General features: G+C 64.3%; 17 protein-coding genes and 1 pseudogene. 6 read left to right on the top strand and 12 right to left on the bottom strand.

Annotated features, from left to right (window positions below; genetic code table 11):
* Positions 1 to 21 precede the first annotated feature (21 nt).
* Complete coding sequence (gene fabV, locus VOM14_RS14880; RefSeq protein ID WP_327629465.1) at positions 22 to 1,218, top strand: enoyl-ACP reductase FabV; 1,197 nt, start codon at positions 22 to 24, stop codon at positions 1,216 to 1,218.
* A 99-nt stretch (positions 1,219 to 1,317) separates the two neighbouring features.
* On the opposite strand, the gene VOM14_RS14875 is transcribed toward fabV, so the two are convergent.
* Positions 1,318 to 1,941: a glutathione S-transferase family protein gene (locus VOM14_RS14875; protein ID WP_327629464.1), complete on the bottom strand. Its 624-nt coding sequence runs from the start codon at positions 1,939 to 1,941 to the stop codon at positions 1,318 to 1,320.
* A 294-nt stretch (positions 1,942 to 2,235) separates the two neighbouring features.
* On the opposite strand from VOM14_RS14875, the gene VOM14_RS14870 reads away from it, so the two are divergent.
* Positions 2,236 to 2,601: a hypothetical protein gene (locus VOM14_RS14870; RefSeq protein ID WP_327629531.1), complete on the top strand. Its 366-nt coding sequence runs from the start codon at positions 2,236 to 2,238 to the stop codon at positions 2,599 to 2,601.
* A gap of 207 nt (positions 2,602 to 2,808) precedes the next feature.
* The gene (locus VOM14_RS14865; protein ID WP_327629529.1) at positions 2,809 to 3,744 is read left to right on the top strand and encodes a LysR substrate-binding domain-containing protein; all 936 of its coding nucleotides are present in this window, start codon (positions 2,809 to 2,811) and stop codon (positions 3,742 to 3,744) included.
* 128 nt (positions 3,745 to 3,872) lie between these two features.
* Here VOM14_RS14865 and VOM14_RS14860 read toward each other — a convergent pair whose 3' ends face one another.
* The 9 genes and pseudogenes from VOM14_RS14860 to nirB all read right to left on the bottom strand — a co-directional run bounded on the left by VOM14_RS14860 (position 3,873) and on the right by nirB (position 18,826).
* Entirely contained in the window at positions 3,873 to 5,543 is a 1,671-nt protein-coding gene (locus VOM14_RS14860) for a GMC family oxidoreductase (RefSeq protein ID WP_327629463.1), read from the bottom strand.
* Between the two features lie 60 nt (positions 5,544 to 5,603).
* Positions 5,604 to 6,821 carry a mandelate racemase/muconate lactonizing enzyme family protein gene (locus tag VOM14_RS14855; protein WP_327629462.1) on the bottom strand — a complete coding sequence of 406 codons (1,218 nt, stop codon included), beginning with the start codon at positions 6,819 to 6,821 and terminating at the stop codon, positions 5,604 to 5,606.
* Positions 6,822 to 8,042 carry an MFS transporter gene (locus VOM14_RS14850; RefSeq protein WP_442955544.1) on the bottom strand — a complete coding sequence of 407 codons (1,221 nt, stop codon included), beginning with the start codon at positions 8,040 to 8,042 and terminating at the stop codon, positions 6,822 to 6,824.
* Between the two features lie 219 nt (positions 8,043 to 8,261).
* The gene (aldA, locus tag VOM14_RS14845) at positions 8,262 to 9,713 is read right to left on the bottom strand and encodes an aldehyde dehydrogenase (RefSeq protein WP_327629528.1); all 1,452 of its coding nucleotides are present in this window, start codon (positions 9,711 to 9,713) and stop codon (positions 8,262 to 8,264) included.
* A 248-nt stretch (positions 9,714 to 9,961) separates the two neighbouring features.
* A pseudogene (locus VOM14_RS14840) lies at positions 9,962 to 10,083 on the bottom strand (type IV pili methyl-accepting chemotaxis transducer N-terminal domain-containing protein); the annotation flags it as partial.
* 24 nt (positions 10,084 to 10,107) lie between these two features.
* Positions 10,108 to 11,475, bottom strand: coding sequence for an MFS transporter (locus VOM14_RS14835; RefSeq protein ID WP_327629460.1), 1,368 nt, complete (start codon positions 11,473 to 11,475; stop codon positions 10,108 to 10,110).
* Positions 11,476 to 11,626: 151 nt separating this feature from the next.
* On the bottom strand, positions 11,627 to 15,832 hold the full coding sequence (locus VOM14_RS14830) for a bifunctional nitrate reductase/sulfite reductase flavoprotein subunit alpha (RefSeq protein ID WP_327629459.1): 4,206 nt from the start codon (positions 15,830 to 15,832) through the stop codon (positions 11,627 to 11,629).
* Between the two features lie 54 nt (positions 15,833 to 15,886).
* Entirely contained in the window at positions 15,887 to 16,240 is a 354-nt protein-coding gene (gene nirD, locus VOM14_RS14825) for a nitrite reductase small subunit NirD (protein WP_327629458.1), read from the bottom strand.
* Positions 16,241 to 16,285: 45 nt separating this feature from the next.
* Positions 16,286 to 18,826: a nitrite reductase large subunit NirB gene (nirB, locus tag VOM14_RS14820; protein WP_327629457.1), complete on the bottom strand. Its 2,541-nt coding sequence runs from the start codon at positions 18,824 to 18,826 to the stop codon at positions 16,286 to 16,288.
* 658 nt (positions 18,827 to 19,484) lie between these two features.
* Here nirB and cobA point away from each other — a divergent pair.
* Complete coding sequence (gene cobA / locus VOM14_RS14815) at positions 19,485 to 20,267, top strand: uroporphyrinogen-III C-methyltransferase (protein WP_327629456.1); 783 nt, start codon at positions 19,485 to 19,487, stop codon at positions 20,265 to 20,267.
* 73 nt (positions 20,268 to 20,340) lie between these two features.
* On the opposite strand, the gene VOM14_RS14810 is transcribed toward cobA, so the two are convergent.
* Both VOM14_RS14810 and glcC read right to left on the bottom strand, forming a co-directional pair.
* Positions 20,341 to 21,225: an MOSC domain-containing protein gene (locus tag VOM14_RS14810; RefSeq protein ID WP_327629455.1), complete on the bottom strand. Its 885-nt coding sequence runs from the start codon at positions 21,223 to 21,225 to the stop codon at positions 20,341 to 20,343.
* A gap of 140 nt (positions 21,226 to 21,365) precedes the next feature.
* Positions 21,366 to 22,133 (bottom strand): transcriptional regulator GlcC, encoded by a 768-nt coding sequence (gene glcC / locus VOM14_RS14805; RefSeq protein WP_327629454.1) that lies wholly within the window; start codon positions 22,131 to 22,133, stop codon positions 21,366 to 21,368.
* 230 nt (positions 22,134 to 22,363) lie between these two features.
* Between glcC and glcD the strand changes: the two genes are divergently transcribed.
* Entirely contained in the window at positions 22,364 to 23,863 is a 1,500-nt protein-coding gene (glcD, locus tag VOM14_RS14800) for a glycolate oxidase subunit GlcD (RefSeq protein WP_327629453.1), read from the top strand.
* Entirely contained in the window at positions 23,863 to 24,930 is a 1,068-nt protein-coding gene (glcE, locus tag VOM14_RS14795) for a glycolate oxidase subunit GlcE (protein ID WP_327629452.1), read from the top strand. Before glcD ends, glcE begins: the two co-directional genes overlap by 1 nt.
* Positions 24,931 to 24,959: the final 29 nt, after the last annotated feature.

Genomic DNA, 24,959 nt, shown 5'->3' with positions numbered 1-24,959 from the left:
AATTCCGACAAGAGGTGCTTCATGATCATCAAACCGCGCGTGCGTGGCTTTATCTGCGTCTCCACCCATCCGACCGGCTGCGAGGCCAACGTCAAGGAACAGATCGACTACGTCAAGGCACGCGGTCCCATCGCCAACGGCCCGAAGAAGGTGCTCGTGATCGGCGCATCCACGGGCTACGGTCTGGCGGCGCGCATCAGCGCGGCGTTCGGCTGCGGCGCGGCCACGCTCGGCGTGTTCTTCGAACGCGGCGGAAGCGAAACCAAGGCCGGCACGGCCGGCTGGTACAACACGGCGGCCTTCGAAAAATTCGCTGGCGCTGAAGGCCTCTACGCGACGAGCATCAATGGCGACGCGTTTTCCGACGAAGTGAAGGCGCGCACCATCGAGATCATCAAGCGCGATCTCGGCCAGGTCGATCTGGTCGTGTACAGCCTCGCCGCGCCCAAGCGCACGCATCCGAAAACCGGCGAAGTGTTCACCTCCACGCTGAAGCCGGTCGGCCGCGCGGTCAACCTGCGCGGCATCGACACGGACAAGGAAGTCATCAAGGAAACCGTGCTCGAACCGGCCACGCAAACCGAAATCGATCACACCGTCGCGGTGATGGGCGGCGAAGACTGGCAGATGTGGATTGACGCGCTCGCCGACGCCGGCGTGCTCGCGGACGGCGCGAAAACAACCGCGTTCACCTACCTCGGCGAAAAGATCACGCACGACATCTACTGGAACGGCTCGATCGGCGCGGCGAAAAAGGACCTCGACCAGAAAGTGCTCGGCATTCGCGCGAAGCTCGCGGCCAAGGGCGGCGACGCGCGCGTCTCGGTGCTGAAGGCGGTGGTCACGCAGGCGAGTTCCGCGATTCCGATGATGCCGCTCTATCTGTCGCTGCTTTTCAAGGTAATGAAGGAAAAAGGCACGCACGAAGGCTGCATCGAGCAGGTCTACGGCCTCTACAAGGAGAGCCTGTACGGCGCGACGCCGCACCTCGACGACGAAGGACGCCTGCGCGCCGACTACAAGGAACTCGACCCGGACGTGCAGAACCGCGTGCAGGCGATGTGGAACCAGGTGAGCAACGACAACATTTACGAACTGACCGACTTCGCCGGCTACAAGACCGATTTCCTGCGACTATTCGGGTTCGAGATCGCGGGCGTGGATTATGAGGCCGACGTCAATCCCGATGTGCAGATTCCGGGGCTGGTTCAGGTTTGATGCTGGATCTGTGCTGAGTTGTCGCTGAATTCTGGCGACAGCGGTCACGGGGCCTTCGTGGCCCCGTTTTTATTTTGTCTGTGTTTTCTCGTCGGGCGCTTACGGCGTGCCGTTGCGGCAATACGCCCGATACCCTTCGCGCTCGGCGAGGCGCGTCATATAAGCGGCAACCGCGGGCAGATCGTCGTGTTCGAACGGCGTTTCCAGCCAGCGGTTCACCGACAGCGCGATCGGAATATCGGCGAGCGAAAAAGCCGCGCCCGAGATGAACGCGCCCGTGCGCCGCAACTGCGCTTCCACGATTGCCATGTGCCTCGCCCAGTTCGCGCGCGATGCCTCGATCTGCTGCGGATCGCGGTGGGCCGGCGAGTGGCGCACGAGCGCAAGAAACGCGTAGCTCCACGAGCGGTTCAGTTCGCTCGCCTGCCAGTCGATCCACTGGTCGCAGCGGGCGCGCTCGCGGACGTCGCCCGGATAGAGCGACTCGCCGCGATAACGGCCGGCGAGGTAGCGAATGATCGAGTTCGACTCCCACAGCACGAAGTCGCCGTCCTCGATGACGGGAACCATCGCGTTCGGATTGAGCGCGAGAAACCCCGGATCGTTTGTCGCGCGAAACCCCGCGCCCCAGTCTTCCCGCTCGAACGCGAGCCCGAGTTCGGCGCACGTCCACAGCACCTTGCGCACGTTGATCGATGAAGCCTTGCCGAGTATCCGCACCATGAGTCTTCTAAATAAAAGGGTTGGGAAGGAAGCATAACGTCGGCGCGCGATGCGTTCGCGCTCCGACGCGCGGCGCAGCGTCAGCACGGCGGCGCGGCCGTGCAGGCGGAAAGCGCGCCGAAGGCCGCCCCGGCGGACGTTTCGGCCCGCGCGGACGCCGCTCGCAGCGCCGCGTGCGCCAGGGTACGCCCGGGAATTGCAGATGGTGAATTCTGCGTGATATTGTTAATCAATGCGGAGGACGGTCGCCCGCCGCCTTCCACCGGAAAGCACTTTACCGCAGCGAGCGTCGCCATGAGTGATGTACGCCACCTTCTCAGTCCGCGGGACCGCCTGGAGCTGTTGTGCTGGCTCACATGCGGCAGCCTCGGCGCTTATTACCTCAATGAGGACTGGCCCGACGCCGCGTTCCACGTGCAGGCCGCCCACAAGTGGCTCGACCGGCGCGCCCGCGAAGCCGACTGGCTCAGCATCGCGAAGTTGTCGGCCACCGCGCTGGAAATCGCGCGCCGCCACGCGCGTTTCGTCGACACCGACTGGGCGCGCGACGCCGTCGAAGAAATTCTCGATACCGACGAGCTCGATCCGCAAGCGCGGCTCGTCCGGCAGGTTCTCGCGGATTGCGAGAAGGCGCTGTCGGATCGGCGTCTGGCCGACTGATTTCCCTGCACGGGAAGATAGAACGCGGCTCGTCGACGAATCCGCTTGTCCGCCGCGCCTTCCGCTTTTGCGCAGACCTGAAAACCCCGCGAACAAAAGGGCCGCCGCGCTCGCGTCAAGCCGCCCGCCCTGGCAGCGCCGCCAGCTAGAATACCGGCCACATCGCGCGCCGCGCGCCCCTTCCGGTCCAACATCGTGAAACGCAAAATGCCCGCGCTGAACGCGCTCAAAGCCTTTGAAGTGGCTGGCCGCACGGGCAGCTTTACCCGCGCGGCGGAAATCCTGAGCGTCACGCAAAGCGCGGTGAGCCGGCAAGTGCGCCAACTCGAGGCGCAAATCGGCGAGACGCTGCTGCAACGCCATCATCATCATCTGGAACTGTCCGCCGCGGGACGGGCGCTTTTGCAAGCGCTGCAGCAATCGTTCGATCGGATCGAGCTGACCGTGCGCAGCCTGCAGGACAAAACGCACCGCAACCGCCTGCGGCTGAATGCGCCGCCCACCTTCGCGAGCCGCTGGCTGATGCCGCGCCTCAGCCGTTTGCGCGACGCGCATCCGCATCTCGAACTGAGTCTGTCCACTCGTCTCGATGACAACCTCGCCGAATCCGGCGTGCTCGACTGCGCGATCCGTTTCGGCGACGGCGAGTGGGAAGGTGTCGACAACCGGCTGTTGATGAACGAGCGGCACGTCGCCGTCTGTTCGCCGGCGTTGCTCGCGCGCGCGGCGGACCGCGATTCGATCGATCTCAACGAGTTCACGCTGCTGCACGTGCTGGCGCGCGCGGACCAGCGCTATCTCACGTGGCAACACTGGCTGAAGGCGGCCGGCATCGACAATGTCGATACGCGCGGCGGCTATGAATTCGATCTGCTTGACCACGCGATTCGCGCGGCCATCGACGGCCTCGGCGTGACGATCGCCGACCGTCACATGATCATGCGCGAACTCGCGGAGGGAAAGCTCGTGCAGGTGTTGAACGTGCACGTGGACGGCCACCAGTCGTATTGGTTCGTCACGCGCTCGGAGCAGGACGAACTGCCCCATGTCGCTCTTTTTCGCGACTGGGTGCAGGAGGAAATCTGGCTGGGCGAACGGGCTCTCGAAACGTCGGAAAGCGTGCCGTTCGACAACCCTGAATGACGGGCGTGGCGTTTTGACAGAACGCCGTGCCGCTCCCGCTCCGATAGTGGCCGCCGCGCGGGTTCTTCCGCCTGGAGTGAAGTCGAGCCGAGCCTGCCGGCGAGCACGCCATGCCGCATCGAGACGCATCAAGCCGCGGTGGCCAGGTGCGCGCTCTCCGCGCTCTCCGCGCTCGTTGCCCCTTCTGCCGCGGCGTCTTCGATAATCATGTCGGCGCCCTTTTCCGCCACCATCATGGTCGGCGCGTTGATGTTGCCCGACGTGATGTTCGGAAAGATCGACGCGTCCACCACCCGCAAGCCCGCCACGCCATGCACGCGCAAACGCGCGTCCACGACCGATGTGCGGCGGTCGTCGCCCATCGCGCACGAGCCGCACAAGTGGTAGATCGAACCGGATTGCTCGCGGAAATACCGCAGGAAGTCTTCGCGTGTCGTGACCTGCGGCCCAGGCGAGATTTCCTCGACGGTGATGTCGCGCAGCGCGGGGGACGCCATCACCTTGCGCACCAGTTCGCAGCCCTGAATGACTTCGTCGATGTCTTGTTGCGTCGTCAGCGCGTTGAGGCAAATTTTCGCGGCGTCTTCCGCGCGATCGGAGGCAATCTCGATCGAGCCGCGGCTCGTCGGGCGGCAAGGATTGAATGCGAGCAGGAAGCCCGAATACGGCTCCGGTTCGAGACTCGCCTTGTTGCTCTTCGGAATGCGATACGACAGCGGGTTGAAGTAAAGCTGCAGGTTGGCGTGCGTCTCGTGCTCGCTGCCTCTGAAGAACCCGCCCGACTGATTCACGCTCATTGCAAGCGGCCCCTTGCGCGTCAGCAGATACTGCAGCCCGAGCTTGAGCTTGCCGAGCAATGGACGCATTTCATCGTTCAGCGTCTTTACGTTCGCGCGATAGTAGAAGCTCACGCACAGATGGTCCTGCAGATTCCGGCCGACCGCGGGCAGTTCGTTGATGACCGCAATGCCGTGTTTCGCGAGCAACGCACTGTCGCCGATGCCGGACAGTTGCAGCAGCTTCGGCGAATCGACCGCGCCCGCCGACAGAATCACCTCGCGGTTCGCCATGAAGCGCCGCTCGGCGCCGTTGTGCATGACGCTCACGCCGATTGCGCGGTGCTTGCCCGCGAAAATCACGCGGTTGACGAGCACATTGTGCTCGACCTTGAGGTTCGCGCGCGCGAGCACCGGATGCAGATACTCGAAGCTGCTCGACGAGCGTTGACCGTTGCGCGTGTTCACATCGTAAATGCCCGCGCCCTCGAACTGCGCGCCGTTGAAGTCGTCGCTGCGTCGATAGCCGGCCTGATCGCAACCCTTCAGGAACACGCGGCAGATGGGATGCACGGATGCTTTCATCGGCGAAATGCGGATCGGACCGTCAGCGCCGTGATATTCCGTGTTGCCGAGCGGATGCGATTCGAGCTTGCGAAAATACGGCAGCAGGTCGCGAAAGCTCCAGCCTGGATTGCCAGCGGCGGCCCAATCGTCGAAATCGCGCGGCTGGCCTCGCACGTAAATCATTGCGTTGATCGAGCCCGAGCCGCCCTGAACCTTGCCGCGCGGACAATACAGAGGCCGGTTGTCGAGTTCCTTTTCGGGCTCGCTGTAGTACATCCAGTTGTAGGTCTCGTTGTAGTAGGTCTTGGTGAAACCCACTGGAATCTTGAACCAGAACGAAGTGTCCTTGCCGCCCGCCTCCAGCAGCAATACCGAGTATTGGCCCGACGCCGACAGGCGATTAGCGAGGATGCAGCCCGCTGAACCCGCGCCGACGATAATGTAATCGTAGTTCATGCTCTATGTCGCCAGACGGCGCTCAATGGATTGAATGCTGGTGAGAGGCCGAACCCGCGGTCAGCCTTTGGCCGGTGCGAGGTCTTTCACGTCGGCGGGTTGCGCGGCCATTTGCAGATGCAGACGCTCGCTCGTATAAGGCGTGTGCCCGGCGACGACCGTCATGTTCAGTTCGACGCCAAGCCCCGGCTCGCGCGACGGAATGATGTAGCCGTCTTCCCACTGAATGGGCTTTTTGAGTACGGCCGCGTGAAAACCGTCCCACGTGCCGATGCTTTCCTGAATCAGGAAGTTAGGCGTGCACGCTGCCAGCTGGATGCTCGCGGCCGCGCCAATCGGCCCGTTGTACAGGTGCGGTGCGATCTGCGCGTAATGCACCTCGGCCAGCGCCGCGACTTTCTTCGCTTCGAGCAGGCCGCCCACGCGCGCCACATTCAATTGCAGAATCGACGCGGCGCCCGCTTGCAGCAGCTTGAAGAACTCGTATTTCGTGGTGAGACGCTCGCCTGCCGCAATCGGAATGCTGGTGTGCCGCGCGACTTGCGCCATGGCGTCCTCCTGACCCGGAGGCACCGGCTCTTCGAACCAGAGCGGGTCGTATTTTTCGAGGCGCTTCGCCAGCCGGATTGCCGACGAAGGAACCATTTGCCCATGCGTGCCGAACAGCAGGTCGGCTTTGCTGCCCACCGCTTCGCGCACGCGGCGGCAGAACGTCTCGCAACGGTCCAGCACTTCCAGCGATAGCTGATGCCCCGAGTAAGCGGTATAAGGACCGGCCGGATCGAATTTCACCGCGGTGAAGCCGCGCTTCGCGTTCTGCGCGGCGCATTCGGCGGCGAGGTCGGGGTCGTCGTAGTCGTATTCGCCACGGCTGTTTTTCGGATACAGATAGGTATAGGAGCGCAAACGCGGGTTCACCATGCCGCCCAGCAGTTCGTATACCGGCTTGCCCGCCGCCTTGCCGATGATGTCCCAGCACGCCATTTCGAGGCCGCTCACCACGCCCATCATCGTCAGATCCGGGCGCTGCGTGAAACCGCTCGAATAGGCCTCGCGCCAAAGCCGCTCGATATGGTGCGGGTCTTTGTCGAGCAGATAGCGGCCGAAGACATCGTCGATGATGGGCGTCATGGCTTTCGGATGAAATGTCGCCGAATAGATTTCGCCCACGCCCTCAATGCCGCAATCCGTTTTCAGCTTGACGAAGATCCAGTACATGCCGCCCACATGCGGCGGCGGTACGGCAACGACATACGTGTCGAGCGAGACAACTTTCATTTACGCAACCTCTTTCCTGTTGAGCATGTTTCTCAGGGCGAGCCCGGCAAAGCCGCCGAGCGTCGCCATCGCGGCTATATAGCCGAAATACAGCTGATAGCCGAAGGCGCCGGGGAACGTCTGTGTCAGATAACCGTTGATGAGCGGCAGGAACACATCGGGCGAATAGCCGAGCACGGAAATGAGGCCGATGGCGAGACCCATGGTGGCGGCCGGAATGTTGCAGCGATCGAGCAGCGACCAGTACAGCCCGCGAATCGCGTAAGTCAGAATGCCGATGAACAGCACGAGGAACACCAGCAGCACATGGCTCGAAATACGCGGCGCGGCCATCAGGCCGACGAGCGAGAGCGCGGCGAGAAAGAGCGCGATCACCAGCACGGACACCTTCGAATAGCGGTCGCCGAGAAAGCCGCCGCCGATACCGCCGATTGGCCGCATCCACAACTTGAGCGTGGTGATCGTGCCGGCCATGACGACCGTCAGGCCAATATCGCCTTCATGCAGATAGGCGGAGAAGCTGTACGTCGCCCAGAACACCTGATAGCCGCAGAACACGATCGCGGCGACGAGCCACAGTTCGGGGATGGCGGCGAGCGTTCCCAGATCGGCGAGCACGTTGCTGCGCGGGCGCGCCGCGCGGTGCTCGCCATCCTCGCCTTGCGGGTCCTTCACGAGCGCGAGCACGACGCCGAGCGCGATGCACAGGAACGCGTACAGGTACACGACCATCCGGAAGCCGGTCGCGGCCGGCTCGCCTTTGGTCTGCGTCGCCCACGCGAACAGCGTGATCGCGACGGTGGCGAGCAGCGCTTCAATGAGCCCACGGCCGCCGTCGAGCAGACCGAAGAAGCGGCCGTGTTCGCCGGCACCCGCGATCATCGTCACGCGCTTGATGACGGCGGCCCAGAACGTCAAGCCGGTCGACAAGCCCCAGCCGCCGAAGATCATCATCAACATCGGGAATGAAGGCGCTGTCGAATACCAGAGTCCGAGCACGCCGGTGGCGATCAGCGAAAAGCAGATCAACAGGCGCGGCGCGATGCGATCCGCGAGCCAGCCGCTCGGCAGATAGCTGAGCAGAAAAATCGTGCCGAGGGACGAATAGAGGTAACCGAGTTGACTGTCGGTGATGTGGAACACGTCGAGCATCGTCGGCTGATAGACCTGCCGCAAATACAGGATCGGGTAAATTGCGCCTGCGGCGAGAACCAGCAACATGAGCTGCGTATAACGGCGCGCCTTGCAGTTTTGCGACGCGGCTTGCGCGCCGTTCAAGGCAAGCGCTGCCGGGCCTGAAGCGGATCGGGCGGATTGAGATGACACGTGAGTCTCCTGAGAGACGCGGCGTTGCCTGACGGCGCGCCGGCGTCTCCAATGAAATGTGTTGTTATGAATGGCAGCGCGCTCGCTGCTTCGGACGCGATCGCGAGTGGGATGTCAGTACTTCATGACGACGAGGCGCGTCTGCGTGAATTCGAGCATGCCGTGCTTGCCGTCGTCGCCGCCGAGGCCTGAGCGTTTCCAGCCCGCGTGAAAGCCCTGATACGGATCGGCCGGCGTGCGGTTCACATAAAGCTCGCCCGCCTCGATGCCGTTGGCAACCTTCATCGCGCTGCGGTAGTTCTCGGTGTAGAGCACCGACGACAAACCGAACTGATGATCGTTCGCCATGGCGAGCGCTTCGTCGAGCGTGCGGTATTTGACGACCGGCATGACGGGACCGAACGTCTCTTCCTGGATGATCTCCATGTCCTGACGGCAGTTCGAGAGCAGCGTCGGCGGATAGAAAAAACCTTTACTTCGCGCCGGATCGGGCAGTTTGCCGCCCGTTTCCAATGTGGCGCCCGCGGCCATCGCGCGCTCGACCATGGCGTGAATCGACTGACGCGACGCTTCGTTGACGAGCGGACCCATCAGCGAAGGCTGTTCGCTACGGTCGCCGAATTCCACCGCGCTCATGTGTTGCCGCAGCAAAGCGACGAAGCGGTCGTGCACGCTTTCCTGCACATAGACGCGTTCGATTGCCGTGCAAAGCTGTCCGCAATGCGTGCTTTTGGAGGCGACGAGTTCGCGCGCGGCCTTCTCCAGATCGGCATCGGCCTCGATGATGGCCGGCGTCTTGCCGCCCAGTTCGAGCGACGGCTTCGCGATATTCGCCTTGCAATAATCGAGCACCTTGCGCCCCGCGCCCACGCTGCCGGTCAAAGTGATCATGCCGACCTTCGGATGGGTGCAGAGTGCTTCGGCAGTCGCGTGGTTCATCGCGAGAATGTTGACGACGCCTGCGGGCAAGCCGGCCTGCTTGACTGCCTTGGCGATTTCGAACGCCGAGGTCGGCGTGTTGTTGCTCGGACGCACGACGACCGTGTTGCCCGCGATCAGCGCGGGCGCCACTTTGCGCATGAACGTGTAGACCGGATAGTTGAACGGAATCAGGCACGCAACCACGCCGATCGGCTCGCGATGCAACACGAGGTTTTCGTCGGGCGTGTCGCTTGGAATCACTTCGCCTTCGATGCGGCGCGCCCACTCCGCGTGGTAACGCGTGATCTGGCCGGCGTAGATGGCTTCGTTCGTGGCGTCGGCGAGGCTCTTGCCGGATTCGCCCGCAAGCGCCGCGCCGATAGCGGGCGCGCATTCGGTCAGCGCGTGGGCGAGTTTGTGCAGATAGGCGCCGCGTTCGGCGGAAGGCAGCTTGCGCCAGGCCTTTTGCGCGACGGCGGCGGCATCGACCGCGGCGATCACTTCGGTTTGAGTCGCGCCCGTGACGTGCGCAATAAGCGCCTCGGTCGCGGGGTTGTGGACGGCGATCAGTTCTTCATGCAGGGAACCGGCGCTCGCGGCCGGTTCGAGAAAGCGCCCATTGGCAAAGTTGCGGTCGAGTCGCACGGTCGTCTCCTTGTAATGCGGCAACGCATGGCCGCGCTCTGGCGGCTGCATGCGAATTTGCATGAAAGGAATTTTTGTCTGCGCCGTGATGGCCCACAAGCGAATAATTCGCGGGACAAACCTTCGAAAAAATCATGTTTGGCGAGGGTTCGATCCGAACAGCCGAATCGCCAATGCCGGTTCATGCCCCCCTTCTTCGGCGGCCTTAACAGGCAAACCCAGGCAAACCCAGGCAAATCCAGGCAAACTCAAGCGGCGGATGTTTTCTTCACGAAGGCGCTCACAACCGCTCTTCGAGTTCCTTCGTGATCGAAGTCATCACGCCGGCCACGACCGCGAACTCGCGACCCGTGACATCCGCGCGGCGTGCCGAACCAGCCGTTGATACGCCGCTTTATTCCGTTGCGTGAGCGTGCATCACGCCCGATTGCATCGACCACGCCATCCACGGGCGGCGCAGCGCGACGATCGCGACGAACGCGCAGGCGGCCAGCGCGCCGAAAGTCGCGAAGCCCATCTGATACGAACCGGTGCTTTCCTTCGCGATGCCCATCACGACCGGCAGATAAAAGCCGCCGATGCCGCCCGCCGCGCCGACGATGCCCGACATCAAGCCGGTGCGCCCCGCCCAGCGATGCGGCACGAGCTGGAACGTCGCGCCATTGCCGAGACCGAAGGCCACGTACAGGCACAGCAGCAGCGCGATGCCGCCTGTCATCGCAGGCATGGCCGCGGCAAACACGAAGTCGCACAGCGAAATAGCCGCGAGCAGCACGGTCAACGCGCGCACGCCGGAGACCTTGTCGGCGATCAGGCCGCCGAGCGGACGCACCATCGCGCCGGTTGCCGCGAGCAGCGCCATGAAGAGGCCCGCGTCGATCTTCGACAGTTGATAGAGATTGGTCAGCAGCAGCGAGACATACGAAGACATGCCGACAAAACCGCCGAACGTGATGCTGTACACGAGCATGATGACCCACGTGTCACGCTCGGCGAGCACCGAGCGGTAGCGCTTGGGCAACACGCCAATGGCGAGCAGCGCGCCGACCACCGGCAACAGCAGCACGCCGGTTTTGCCCGAACCGAACATGCCCGCTTCGACCAGCAGCACGAGCACGACGAGCCCGAAGAGCGTCACTGCGAAGCTGCCGAATGCGCGCAGCACGCTGCCAGTCTTCACGCCGGCGTCGTTGGCCCACAGATACAGCGTGATCGCGGCGATGGCGAGCAACGGCAGTGCGCCGCCCGCCGCCATCTGCCAGCCGTAGCGCGTGGCGAGCTGCGGGAACAGGAAGCCGTCGAGCACCGCGCCGATGTTGCCGGCCGCCGCCAGCCCCAGCACGAGGCCCTGCACCTTCGGCGGATAGTTGCTGCCGGCCATCGGCAATGCGACCGCGAAGCTCGCCCCGCCCACGCCGAGGAACACGCCGAGCACCAGCAGCGTCGTGTACGACGGAACGAACGGCAGCGCCGGCAATACGATAGTCGGGACCGCAGAAAGCAGCACACCGAGCAACGCGATGCGTTTGCCGTGCGCCGACTGATAGAGGTTGCCGAGCGTCACCCGCAGAATCGCCGCGGACAGCACGGGCACCGCGACGAGCAAACCCTGCTGCGCGGGCGTCATCGAAATGCTCTTGCTGATGAAAGGCGCGAGCGGGCCATATAGAACCCATACCGTGAAGCCGGTGTCGAAATAGAGGAAACACGCCACCAGCGCGCGCCAATCTCCGCTTTTCAGGGAGCTCATCACGTTTTTCATCAGACATCCTTATTAAACTGATTTTCGATTATCCGGCTGCTCGCAAGCTTCATCGCGCACCGGAATGTCACGTTGCTCGGTACCCGCCCAGTACATGCAACGTCCATGCCATGCGGGCCCTTCTGTCACCTTCTGTCAATGCCGCACTTCGTCAATACACGTCGCGTGCGTAGCGCTTTTCCTGCGCAAGACGGCTCACGTACTCGTTGGCCTTCTCTTCGCTCAGGCCGCCGTGCCGTGCGACCACTTCCTTGAGCGCCGCATCGACATCGCGGGCCATGCGGTTCGCGTCGCCGCAGACGTAGAAGTGCGCGCCGTCTTCGAGCCATGCCCACAGTTGCGCACCGTGCTCGCGCATGCGGTCCTGCACGTAGATCTTGTCGGCCTGATCGCGCGAGAAAGCCACGTCGAGCCGGGAAAGCACGCCGGCGTCGCGCAGCGCTTCGAGTTCGTCGCGATAGTAGAAATCGGTCGCGGCATGTTGTTCGCCGAAGAAGAGCCAGTTGCGTCCCTTGTCGCCGCGTGCACGCCGCTCGTGCAGAAAGCCGCGAAACGGTGCAACGCCGGTGCCGGGGCCGACCATGATCATCGGCGTATCGGATTGATGAGGAGGACGAAAATGCGCGGACTTTTGCACGAACACGGGAACGTTGACGTCGCCGGCTCGATCCGCGAGAAACGTCGACGACACGCCCTTGCGATGACGCCGCCCATTGTTGTAGCGCACCGCCGACACCGTCAGATGCACTTCGCCGGGATGCGCCTTCGGGCTCGATGCAATCGAATACAAACGCGGCTGCAAGCGCTTGAGCATGCCGGTCAATTCGGTGGCTGAGAGCTTCACCGGAAATTCGTGCAGCACGTCGGCCAACTGTTGTCCCCACAACCACTGTTTGAGGTCGCCTTTGCGCTCTGGCGTGAGCAGATCGCGCAGCGCCCCGTTGCTGCTGCGCGCGGCAATGAACGCGAGCGTGTCCGGATTCGGCCGCGCGATCTCGTAGTGCTTGCCGAGTGCATCCGCGAGACGCATGTCACCCGCGCCCGACACGTGCACCGGCGCATCGGCGCTCGCGCCCGCCAGCTCGACCAGTTCCTCGACCAGTTCGGGGCAATTGCTCGGCCATACGCCAAGCGCGTCGCCGGCTTCGTATTCGAGGCCCAAGTCGCCCGTGCTCAGTGAAAAATAACGTGTGTCCTTCGCTGCGCCGTGCCGGTTCAGGCGCAGGTTCGTGACGAGCCGCGAAGCGGCCGGCCGCGTTTTGGTCGGCACCGCGCCGGGCAGCACGGCGTTGATCATGCCGTCGGGCGGCACGGCATGCAGCGCGGCGTCTTCTTCCTTGATTCGCACGATTACGCGATCGAGCCACGCGTCGGCGCTCTCCTGATACTCGGCGTCGCAATCCACGCGCTCCATCAGACGCAACGCGCCTTGCGCGGCGAGGCGTTCGTCGAGCTGGCGGCCATGTCCGCAAAACTGATCGTAGTTGCGATCGCCGAGCGCGAGCACGGAAAAGCGCACGCCTTCCAGACGCGGCGCGCCGCCGCCTTGCAATTGCGTCCAGAAACCTTGTGCGTTGTCGGGCGCGTCCCCGTCGCCGAACGTGCTCGTCATCAGCAACACGTATTGCGCTTTCGCGAGCGTCGACATCGCGTAGTCGGCCATGCACGAGGTGCGGATTTCGAAGCCCGATTCCATCAGGCGCGTCGCGTAACGCTCGATGAGCGATTCGGTGTTGCCCGTTTGCGAGGCCCACAGCAGCGTCACCTTGGGACGCGTGCGCACGATGCGCACGCCCGACGCATGCGCGTCGTGCTGCGCGGCGGCGGGCGCCGTGCGCTCGGCGGCGGCGTGAGTCGCGCTGCGGCTGTAAAGGCCGGCGAGCAGGCCGTCCACATACAGACGGTTGCTGGATTCGAAAGGCGCATTGCCCGGCAGGATCGGCACGGCATTGACGCCATGGGCTTCCGCCGAACGCAATCCGCTGACAAAGCCCGACAGATAGGCGCGCTCGCTGTCGTTGAACGACGGCATGGGCGCCGCCGGCAATTGCAGCAGACTCGTGAGTGCGTCGATACGCGGCATATTTCCATCCTCGGCGCTTGCCGAAAGTGCAGTCGATGAAGCGGTGTTCGCTGCGGCGCCGCGCGCCGCGATTTCCGCCAGCGCTTCGCCCTCGTCCTCGAAAGCGGCTTGCATGGTGTCCACCTCCACGCGGCTCAGCGCGACCGCGCAAAACTTGAGTTCGGGTTGCTGCGAGACCGGATCGATCGCGTCGCTCGTCACCGCGTTGATGCACAGGTCGTCGCCGAACACGTCGTTCCAGTGCATCGGCGCAAAGCAGTTGCCCGCGCTCACGCGCTCGCTCACCACCGCGGGCAGGATCGCGCGGCCACGGCGCGAGCGGATCTCCACGGCGTCCTTCGGCTTGATGCCGAGCGTGGCCGCGTCTTCCGGATGAATCTCCACGAACGGCGCCGGGTTCAGCTTGTTGAGCATCGCGACCTTGCCGGTCTTGGTCATCGTGTGCCATTGGTGCTGCAAGCGGCCGGTGTTCAGCACGATCGGGAATTCGCGATCGGGCAATTCAGCCGGCGCGGCGTAGGCGCGTGCGAAGAACTGCGCGCGGCCGCTCGCCGTCGGAAACACGAGCCGCGCACGCGTGCCGTCGCCGTCTTGTTTGAGCGGCTGGCTCGCGCCATTGTGAAGGTAGCGAACCGGATTGCGCTCGGCGCAATCGTCGGCGGCGAGCGGCCATTGCAGCGGTGTTTCCTTTAGCCGGCGATAGCTCGCGCCGCGCAGGTCGTAACCCGTTTTCGGATTCGACGCACGCGTGATTTCGGCGAACACCTCTTCCGCGCTCGCGTAGTCGAAGGCCTCGGCAAAGCCCATTTCGCAGGCGATGCGCGCGATGATCTGCCAGTCGGGCAACGCCGCGCCCGGCGGTTCGATGCCCTTTTGCATCAGCGTGAGATTGCGCTCGGAGTTGATCATCACGCCTTCCGCTTCGGCCCACAGCGCGCCCGGCAACAGCACGTCGGCGTAGCGGTTCGTCTCGGTGTCGAGAAACGCGTCCTGCGCGATCACGAGTTCCGCCGCGCTCAAACCGGCAATCGCGTTCTGACGATTGGCCACGCTCGCCACCGGATTCGTGCAGATGATCCAGCACGCCTTGATCTCGCCCGCGGCCATGCGCGAGAACATGTCGATGGTGCCGTTGCCCACCTCGGTGCGCAGCGTCCCCTTCGGAATGCCCCACAGGTCCTCGATAAACGCGCGGTCTTCCGCGACCAGCACGGAGCGCTGGCCCGGCAAACCGGGTCCCATGTAGCCCATTTCGCGCCCGCCCATCGCATTGGGCTGGCCCGTCAGCGAAAACGGGCCGCTGCCGCGGCGGCAGATCTTGCCGGTCGCCAGATGCAGATTGCAGATCGCGTTCGTGTGCCACGTGCCGTGCGTGCTTTGATTCAGGCCCATGGTCCAGCAGCTGATCCAATCCTTAGCTATCCCGATCATCTGCGCGGCTGCGCGGATTGCATCGGCGGAAAGGCCCGTGATCTGTGCGACTTTCTCCGGCGTGTAGTCCGCGAGAAACGCGGGCATCGCGTCCCAGCCTTCGGTGGCCTCCGCGATAAAAGCGGCATCCGTATGGCCGTTTTCGTGCAGCAGGTGCAACAGGCCGTTGAGCAGTGCGAGATCGGTGCCCGGCTTGATCTGCAAAAACAGATCCGCCTTCTCCGCGGTGGCGTTGCGGCGCGGATCGACGACGATCAGTTTTGCGCCCGCCTTCACGCGGTCCATCATGCGCAGGAACAGAATCGGGTGACAGTCGGCCATATTCGCGCCGATCACGAAGAACAGATCGGCGTGGTCGATATCGTCGTACGATCCCGGCGGCCCGTCCGCGCCGAGCGAAAGCTTGTAGCCGCTGCCCGCGCTCGCCATGCACAAACGCGAATTCGATTCGAGGTTGTTGGTGCGGACAAAGCCTTTCGCGAGCTTGTTGACGAGGTACTGCGCCTCGATCGACATCTGGCCGGACACGTAAAACGACAGCGCATCCGGCCCATGTTCATCGATAAGACCGCGCAAACGCGCGGCTGTCGTGCTGATCGCCTGGGCCATCGGCAACGGCGCGGGGTCCTGCCCGCGCGCGTGGCGCACGAACGCGTCTTCGAGCCGGCCGGACTTGCGCAACGCGACATGGGCCGACTGTCCCTTCGTGCACAGTCGCCCGAAATTCGACGGATGCTCCTTGTCGCCGGAAATCTTGACGACCTGGCCGTCCTCGACGTGCAGCACCATGCCGCAGCCGACGCCGCAGTACGGGCACACGGTTTTCACGTTAGTCGAAGACATGGGCGGCAACGTCGCTCGAAAAGTAGTCGAAAAAGGCCATGACAATCCAGCGGCTCAAACGGCGACCCACACCTGGCCGTTTTCCACGCGCGTCGCGAAAGCGCTCACCGAATGCGACGGCGTTTCGAGGCATTCGCCGGTGCGCAGATCGAAGTGATGCTTGTAGATCGGCGAAGCCACCACCACGCGCTCGCCGAGGCTGCCGATCAATCCGCGCGACAACACGGCGGCATCCGAACCCGGATCGAAGTTTTCGATCGCGTACACGGCGGCCTGGTCTTCGTCCATGTTCACGTGAAATACGGCCACCTGTTCACCGTTGACGAGCGCGCACACGCCCGTGTTGGGGACAATGTCGTCGAGCGTGCAAACAGGCGTCCAGGTCTGCGGCAAGCGGTCGTTACTCATGGCGGAACTCCTTGTGGATTGACGCTGTGGATTGACGCGAAAAAATCAGACGGTTTCAACGACGACAGGAATCGCGGCGAGCTTCGATTGCCGCTCCTCGCGGGTCGCCGGACGAATCTGGCCGCGCTCCGGCACGAAGCTCACGGTGCTGTCGGCCTGATCGCTGTTGACGAAATGGCGGAAGCGCTTGCGGGTTTCCGGATCGGTGACCGCCTTTTTCCACTCGCATTCGTAGGTATCGATCACGCGCTGCATGTCCGCTTCGAGTTCGCCCGCGACGCCGAGGCGATCGTTGACGATCACGTCGGTCAGATACGGCAAGCCGCCTTCGAGGCTCTCGCGCCACACGCTCGTGCGTTGCAGACGGTCGGCGGTGCGCACATAGAACATCAGGAAGCGGTCGATGTAGCGCACGAGCGTCGCCTTGTCGAGGTCGGACGCGATCAGTTCCGCGTGACGCGGCTTCATGCCGCCGTTGCCGCACACGTACAGATTCCAGCCCTTGTCGGTGGCGATGACGCCGACGTCCTTGCCCTGCGCTTCCGCGCATTCGCGCGTGCAGCCCGACACGCCGAACTTGATCTTGTGCGGCGTGCGCAGCCCCTTGTAGCGGTTCTCCAGTTCGACCGCGAGGCCCACCGAATCGCCGACGCCGTAGCGGCACCACGTCGAGCCCACGCACGACTTCACGGTGCGCAGTGACTTGCCGTAGGCATGACCCGATTCGAAGCCGGCCGCGATCAGTTCTTCCCAGATGAACGGCAGTTGCTCGACACGCGCGCCGAACAGATCGACCCGCTGACCGCCGGTGATCTTCGTGTAGAGGCCGTATTTCTTCGCGACCTGGGCGACGGCGATCAGGCCGTCGGGCGTGACTTCGCCGCCGGCCATGCGCGGCACCACCGAATAAGTGCCGTCGCGCTGGATGTTGGCGAGGTAGTAGTCGTTCGTGTCCTGTAGCGACGCGTGCTCTTTCTTCAGCACGAATTCGTTCCAGCACGATGCGAGGATGCTGGCCACCACCGGCTTGCAGATATCGCAGCCGAGGCCGTGGCCATGCTTCGCGAGCAGTTCGCCGAAGCTGCGCACGTCCTCCACGCGCACGATGTGATAAAGCTCCTGGCGCGAATACGGGAAGTGCTCGCACACGTGGTTGTTCACGGCGAGGCCCTGCTTCTTCATTTCGGCCTTCATCACCTGCGTGACGAGCGGCACGCAACCGCCGCACGCGGTGCCCGCGCTCGTCGCGCACTTGAGCGCGCCGATGTCGGTCGCGCCCGCGCACACGGCGGCGCACAACTCGCCCTTCGACACGTTGTTGCACGAACAGATTTGCGCGCTCGCGGGCAACGCCTCGACGCCGAGCGCGGGCTTCGCGTTGCCGTCCGCTTGCGGCAGGATCAGGAATTCGGGGGAGGCCGGCAGTTCGATGCGGTTCAGCGTCATCTGGAGCAGCGTGCCGTATTCGCTCGCGTCGCCGACCATCACGCCGCCGAGCAGATACTTGCCGCACCCGGAGACCACGAGCTTCTTGTAGACCTGCTTGCGCTCGTCGCTGAACTGATAGGCGCGGCTGCCCGCCGTATTGCCGTGCGCATCGCCGATGCTCGCCACGTCCACGCCCATCAGCTTGAGCTTGGTGCTCATGTCGGCGCCCGTGAATTGGGCCTCTTCGCCGAGCAACTGTTTCGCGACGGCGCGCGCCATGTCGTAGCCCGGCGCGACGAGGCCGAACAACTGGCCGTTCCACAACGCGCACTCGCCGATCGCATAGATATGCGGATCGCTCGTGCGGCAGGCGTCGTCGATCACGATGCCGCCCCGCGCGCCGAGCGTGAGGCCAGCTTCGCGCGCGAGATCGTCGCGCGGACGAATGCCCGCCGAAAACACGATCATATCGGTATCGAGCTGGCTGCCGTCCGCGAACTGCATGCGGTGCGTGCCCGCTTCGCCGTCGACGATCGCCGTCGTGTTCTTCTGTGTATGCACCGTCACGCCGAGTTCCTCGATCTTCGTGCGCAGCACGCGGCCGCCGCCTTCGTCGACCTGAACCGCCATCAGACGCGGCGCGAATTCGACCACATGCGTTTGCAGGCCCATGTCGCGCAGCGCCTTCGCGCATTCGAGACCGAGCAGACCGCCGCCGACCACCGTGCCGGTTTTCGAGCGCGCGCCGCATTCCTGCATGGCTTCGAGATCGTCGATCGTTCGGTAGACGAAGCAATCCGCACGCTCGCGGCCCTGCACCGGCGGCACGAACGGATACGAGCCGGTGGCGAAAACCAGCTTGTCGTACGGCAGCGTCTCGCCTGTCGAGACCGTCACGGTGCGCGCGTCGCGGTCGATGCCCACGGCCTTCGCATTGAGCTTGAGCAGCACGTTCTGGCGCTCGAAGAAGCCGGGCTCGACGAGCGAGAGATCATCCGCGCTCTTGCCGGAAAAGAATTCGGACAGATGCACGCGGTCGTACGCTGGACGCGATTCTTCGCACAGCACCGTGATGTCGAGGCCGTGCGCGGCGTCCTGCGCCAGACACTCGACCAGTTTGTGACCGACCATCCCGTGACCGATAACGATGATTTTCATGACCGCGGCTTCCTCAATGTGCTGAATAAAAAACGGCGTCCCGCGAATCCAGTCGATGACTGAATCCGGGGGACGCCGTTGTCCTGACCTGGGTACTGCGGCGAGCGCGGTGTGTTGCGCTCGCGACGGGTCCACGTTGATCCGCTGACGGCATTAAACGCAAAGGCTGTGCCAATCGTGTTGAATGCGCGCGAAAGCCCCGCCGCGCGGGGCTTCACGGCTGCCGGCGCCTAACCGCGCGGGATTCGCCGCGCGACGCATTTCGATGCAGGCCGGCACAGGGATGGTGCGACGCAGCACTTTGCGCGTGCCAAAAGCGCGCGCTTTATCGGTGCGCGAGCGGGCGCCTCGCGATGTTTCGAATGGTCAGGCGAGACCTTGTGCAAACGCATTTTTGCGGGACGCCGGCGCTCTTTGCGATGGCAAGGCAGCACTTTGCGGGAGATCGGTGCCGCCCGTTGGCGTAATCCTTGCATAAGCATCGCGGCTATGAAGTCGCGACGGCACAACGTGGTGTCTCGCTCATCTTCGAACGATTCAACCCCACGCAGTAGCATTGGACAACGGCGTCCCTCGTGATGATCACGGGCGGACGCCTTTTTGTTTGACGGCGGCGGCAATGCTGCCGGCCACAGAGAACGAAGCTAAGGACATCGCGATGAACACGAACTCCGGCAAGGTCACCCTATTGAGCGCGGGCCCCGGCGACCTCGACCTGCTCACCTTGCGAGCCGCGAAAACGCTCGCCGCCGCCGACGTCGTCCTCCTCGACGATCTCGCGAATCCGGAGATCGTCACGCTCGCGCCGCGGGCGCGCGTGATTCGCGTCGGCAAGCGCGGCGGCTGCCGCTCGACGCCACAGGCGTTTATCGAGCGCCTGATGCGGCGTTACGCGCAAAAGGGCTTGCATGTGGTGCGCGTGAAAGGCGGCGACGCGCTGCTCTTCGGGCGCGCCGGCGAAGAGATCGCGAGCTTGCGCGAGGCCGGCATTCCGGTGGACATCGTCAACGGCATCTCATCGGGCTTCGCGGCCGCGGCGGGGCTCGGCGTGTCGCTCACGCATCGTCGTCATTGTCAGGGCGTCACGTTCGTCACGGCGCACAAGGAAGATCACGGCGAGCCGGATTGGGCCGCGCTCGCGGCGACGCGCACCACGCTCGCGATCTATATGGGAATGCGGCGGATCGAAAGCCTCGCCGCCGCATTGCTCGACAGCCTGCCCGCCGATACGCCGGCGGCGCTCGTACAGTGGGCCGGCAGCGTCGACGAGCGGCGCCTGCTCACGCGCCTCGACCGGCTCGCCGCCGACGCCGCGAGCGCGGGTTTCGGCAGCCCGGCCGTGATTCTGGTGGGCAGCGCGATGGGAGAAAGCGCCGAGCGTGTGTGGGAAGCAGGCGCGACGCCATCACGCGATGAAGCGGCGCACGCTCGCGCCGCGTGAAGCGCCTGCGTTGCTCCTTGCTCCTGTATTGCGCCTGCGTTGCACTCGCATTGCGCTCGCGCTTAGTTGCGGATCAGTCGCCGAAGGCCAGTTCCGCTTCGACCGTTTGGCCGACGCGCAGCCATGCGCCCGCTCCGCTCGCGACGAGCGCGTTGTTGCCGAACGTGAGCGCGCCGTCGCGCTGCGGATTCGCGCGATAGACGCTCATCGTGTCGGTCGGCTCGTTCGGCCACGCGGGATCGGGCGCGCCCTTCGTCTGGTCGATGGTGGGCATCGGACAGCGTGAGCAAAGCTTCACGAGGCGCAGTTCGACCGCTTGCTCGCCGTGAGTCGTGGCGGGCTCGACGCTCAGCGTTTCCACGAAGTCTTCTTCGTAGGCATCTAGGCCGTCCAGCACGACATTCGGACGGAAGCGGTTCATGGGAATCGACGGCGCGCCCTTTGCATGCAGACGCGTGTTGAGATCGTCGAGCGAGGCCTGACCGATCACGAGAAGCGGAAAGCCATCGGCGAAACGCGTCGTGGCGCCGCCGACGCTCTCCGTATAAACCGGATCGACCGTGCGCTCGCGCTCCGGATCGAAGCGCAACAACCGCGCGTTAATGCCGAGAAACGTGGAAAACCACGCGCCGCACGCGTCGCCGGTATCGAGCCCGTAGGCCGTGTCGCGCCACACTTTCGTGACGACCCTGGACCGCGCGGCGAGTTGCGCGGGATCGAGCGGCGTGCGCAACTCGGTCATACCGGGCGCTCGCAGCACGAGTTCGTGTTCGCCGATCTCCACCGCGATCAGGGCCATGCGCGGATACGCGCGCTGCGTGAGCATGTCGCCGTTCGAATCGACGGCCATCCAGTAGCGATCGTATTCGAGTCCCGTGGCAAGCAGGCGCGCTTCATTCAACGCGATGCCCGCGCACGATTTGACGGGATAGATAAAAAGCTCGCTGATGGTCGGCATGATGTGGGGCGTCAGTACGGGCGACGAGGGTGACTGGGGTGACAAGGGCGACAAGGGCGACAAGGCAGGCGCCGGCCGCGCTCACGCTGGTTCTTGTATGGAGGCTCGAATCAGCAAGCGATTGTAAATCGCCGCGCGCGTTACTCCCAGCCTTCGAGCCGTAGCGTCGCGCGCACGAGCCGCTGTTCTTCCTGTTCGATTTCGCGCAGGTTCGAGCACACGTTCGCAATGTGCTCGGACGCTGCCTTGCGCGCCTGCTCGGGCAGCTTGCCGGTGACGGCGTTATAAAGCCGCGCGTGCTGCCGGTCGATCACCCGTTTGTGCGGCTCGCGATGATAGAGGTTGTTCACCGACGCGAACACCGAACTCAGCAGCAGATCGGTCAGCGAACTCAATGTATGGACCAGCACCGGGTTGTGCGACGCCTCGCAGATCGCGAGGTGAAATGCGTGATCGAGCCGCGCATGCTGCGCCGCGCTCGTCTCCTTGTCGTGCGCGGCCAGCATTTCCTCGTAACGCCGCGTGATCAGCACGAAGTCGGCTGGCGTGCCGCGCAACGCCGCGAGCCGCGCCGATTCCGCCTCGAGCAGGCCGCGCACTTCGAACAGATCGTAGAGCGTGCGGGGCTGCGAGCCGAGCAGATGCATCATGGGCGTGGCGGCCGGCTGTGCGTTGAGACTCGCGACGAACGAGCCCTTGCCGTGCGATGTTTCGATGATGCCGCGCGCGCGCAGCAGCTTCAGCCCCTCGCGCAGCGCCGTGCGCGAGACGCCGAGCTTGTCGGTGAGGCGGCGCTCCGAGGGCAGCGCCTGCCCTGATTTGAGCACGCCGTCGACGATAAGCCGTTCGATCCGCTCCGCCACGACATCCGCGACCTGTCTTCCCGTGTCCTGATCCATTGTCTGCATGGGTATTCCTACTGGTATGACCACTGCTGGATGCTATCACGCCAATGTGACATGCAAGTCATTTAGCCCGATAAAACGGGCTGTTTTGCGTTCCAGACGCGAATCTCCGTGCAAAAAAACTGGTACGACCACCGTGAAGGGCCATCGACAGGCGCCTGGTTAGCCGCAACAATCCCGCTTCATATCCAGAAAGGGCTCGCGCGTCCGTGCGCGGCGCCAGGAGACGCCCTATGAGCTATCACTACGACGAAACCATCGACGGCCCGCTCGCGACGCATGACAAAAGCCGCGTCGTCGCGGAACTGCAGTCGCTGATTCCGAGCCTGCAACTGCTGCACGAACAGGAAGACTTGCGCCCGTTCGAATGCGACGGCCTCGCAGCCTACCGCACGACGCCGATGCTCGTCGCGCTGCCCGAGAACGTCGATCAGGTCGAGGCGCTGCTCGAGTTCGCGAACGCCCGGAAGATTCCCGTTGTCGCGCGCGGCGCGGGCACCGGTTTGTCGGGCGGCGCATTGCCGCTTGAAAAAGGCATTCTGCTCGTCATGGCGCGCTTTAACCGCATCCTCGAAGTCGATCCCGAGGCTTGCATCGCGCGCGTGCAGCCCGGCGTGCGCAACCTCGCGATCTCGCAGGCCGCCGCGCCGCATGGCCTCTATTACGCGCCCGACCCGTCTTCGCAGATCGCCTGTTCGATCGGCGGCAATGTCGCGGAAAACGCGGGCGGCGTGCATTGCCTGAAGTATGGGCTGACGGTCAACAATATCCTCAAGCTGGAAATTCTCACCATCGACGGCGAGCGCATCACGCTCGGCTCCGAGGCGCTCGATTCGCCGGGTTTCGATTTCCTCGCGCTGTTCACAGGCTCGGAAGGCATGCTCGGGATCGTCACCGAAGTCACGGTGAAGCTGCTCACGAAGCCGCCTGTCGCCCGCGCGCTGCTCGCGAGCTTCGACAATGTCGAACAGGCGGGCGCGGCGGTGGCGCGCATCATCGGCGCGGGCGTGATTCCCGGCGGCCTCGAAATGATGGACAACCTCGCGATCCGCGCGGCCGAGGATTTCATACACGCGGGCTATCCCGTCGATGCCGAGGCGATTCTGCTGTGTGAAGTGGACGGCGTGGAAAGCGACGTGCACGAAGACGTCGAGCGCGTGGAAGCGCTATTGCGCGAGGCAGGCGCGACCGACATCCGCATCGCGAAGGACGAAGCCGAGCGGCAGCGTTTCTGGGCCGGCCGCAAGAACGCCTTTCCCGCCGTGGGCCGCGTCTCGCCCGACTACTACTGCATGGACGGCACGATTCCGCGCCGCGAATTGCCGCGCGTGCTGAAGCGCATCGCGGAGTTGTCGAAGGAATACGGGCTGCAAGTGGCCAACGTGTTCCATGCGGGCGACGGCAACATGCATCCGCTGATCCTGTTCGATGCGAACGCCCCCGGCGAAACCGAACGCGCCGAAGCAGTCGGCGCGCGCATTCTCGAACTGTGCGTGGCGGTGGGCGGCAGCATCACCGGCGAACACGGCGTGGGCCGCGAAAAGATCAACCAGATGTGCGCGCAATTCAATCACGACGAGCTTGGCTTTTTCCACGCGCTCAAAGCCGCGTTCGATCCGGATGCGTTGCTGAACCCCGGCAAGAACGTGCCGACCTTGCACCGTTGCGCCGAATTCGGCTCGATGCACGTGCATCGCGGCGCACTGCCCTTTCCCGAACTGGAGCGCTTCTGATGCTCGTCGAACCTGTCTCTCTGGACGATAGCAAGCGGCTCGTCGCCGAAGTCGAAGAAGCCTTCGTGAAGCGCGCGCCGCTCGCGATTCGCGGTGGCAACAGCAAGGCCTTTCTCGGGCGCGCGGTGCAAGGCGCGACGCTCGACACACGCTCGCATCGCGGCGTGGTCAGCTACGACCCGACCGAACTCGTGATCACCGCGCGCGCGGGCACGCCGGTCGCCGAACTGAACGCCGCGCTCGACGCCGGCGGCCAGATGCTGCCCTGCGAGCCGCCCGCTTTCGACGACACCGCGACGGTCGGCGGCATGGTCGCGGCGGGCCTTGCCGGGCCGCGCCGGCCGTGGGCCGGCGCGGTGCGCGACTTCGTGCTGGGCTGCCGCGTGATCACGGGACACGCGAAGCATCTGCGCTTTGGCGGCGAGGTGATGAAGAACGTCGCGGGTTATGACGTGTCGCGACTGCTCGCGGGCAGCTTCGGCTGTCTTGGCGTGATCACCGAAGTCTCGCTGAAAGTGCTCCCGAAACCGCGTGCCGTCGGCAGCGTGACGCTCGAACTCGACGCGGGCGAGGCGCTCGCCGAACTGTCCGCATGGCGCCGCGCGGTGCTGCCGGTGAGCGGCGCCTGCTACGTGGATGGCCGCCTGCATGTGCGGCTCGAAGGTGGAACGGGATCGGTGGCCTCGGCGCTGGATCGCATCGGCGGGGACGAACTCGAGCCGGGTTTCTGGCGCGATCTGCGCGAACAGCGCCTTGCGTTTTTCGACGACCCGCGCCCCCTGTGGCGCATCTCGCTGCCCAACGCGTCGCCGCTCCTCGACTTGCCGGGCGACACGTTACTCGATTGGGCGGGCGCGCAGCGCTGGCTCAAGAGCGACGCGCCGGCCGCGACGATCCGTCAGATCGCGCACGCGGCCGGCGGCCACGCAACCTGCTTTACGCCGCACGGCGACGCCGAACCGTTCACGCCGCTGCCGCCCGCGCTGCTGCGTTTTCATCGGCAACTCAAGCAGCAACTCGACCCGCGCGGCCTTTTCAATCCCGGCCGTCTCTATGCCGACCTGTAATGCAGGTTAGCAGGACCGAAGCGAACTTT

Origin of the sequence: Paraburkholderia sp. MPAMCS5 (genome assembly GCF_036016995.1) — a bacterium.
GTDB lineage: Bacteria > Pseudomonadota > Gammaproteobacteria > Burkholderiales > Burkholderiaceae > Paraburkholderia.
The sequence above is the reverse complement of the archived record's forward strand: the minus strand, read 5'-3'. Positions and strand labels throughout refer to the sequence as shown.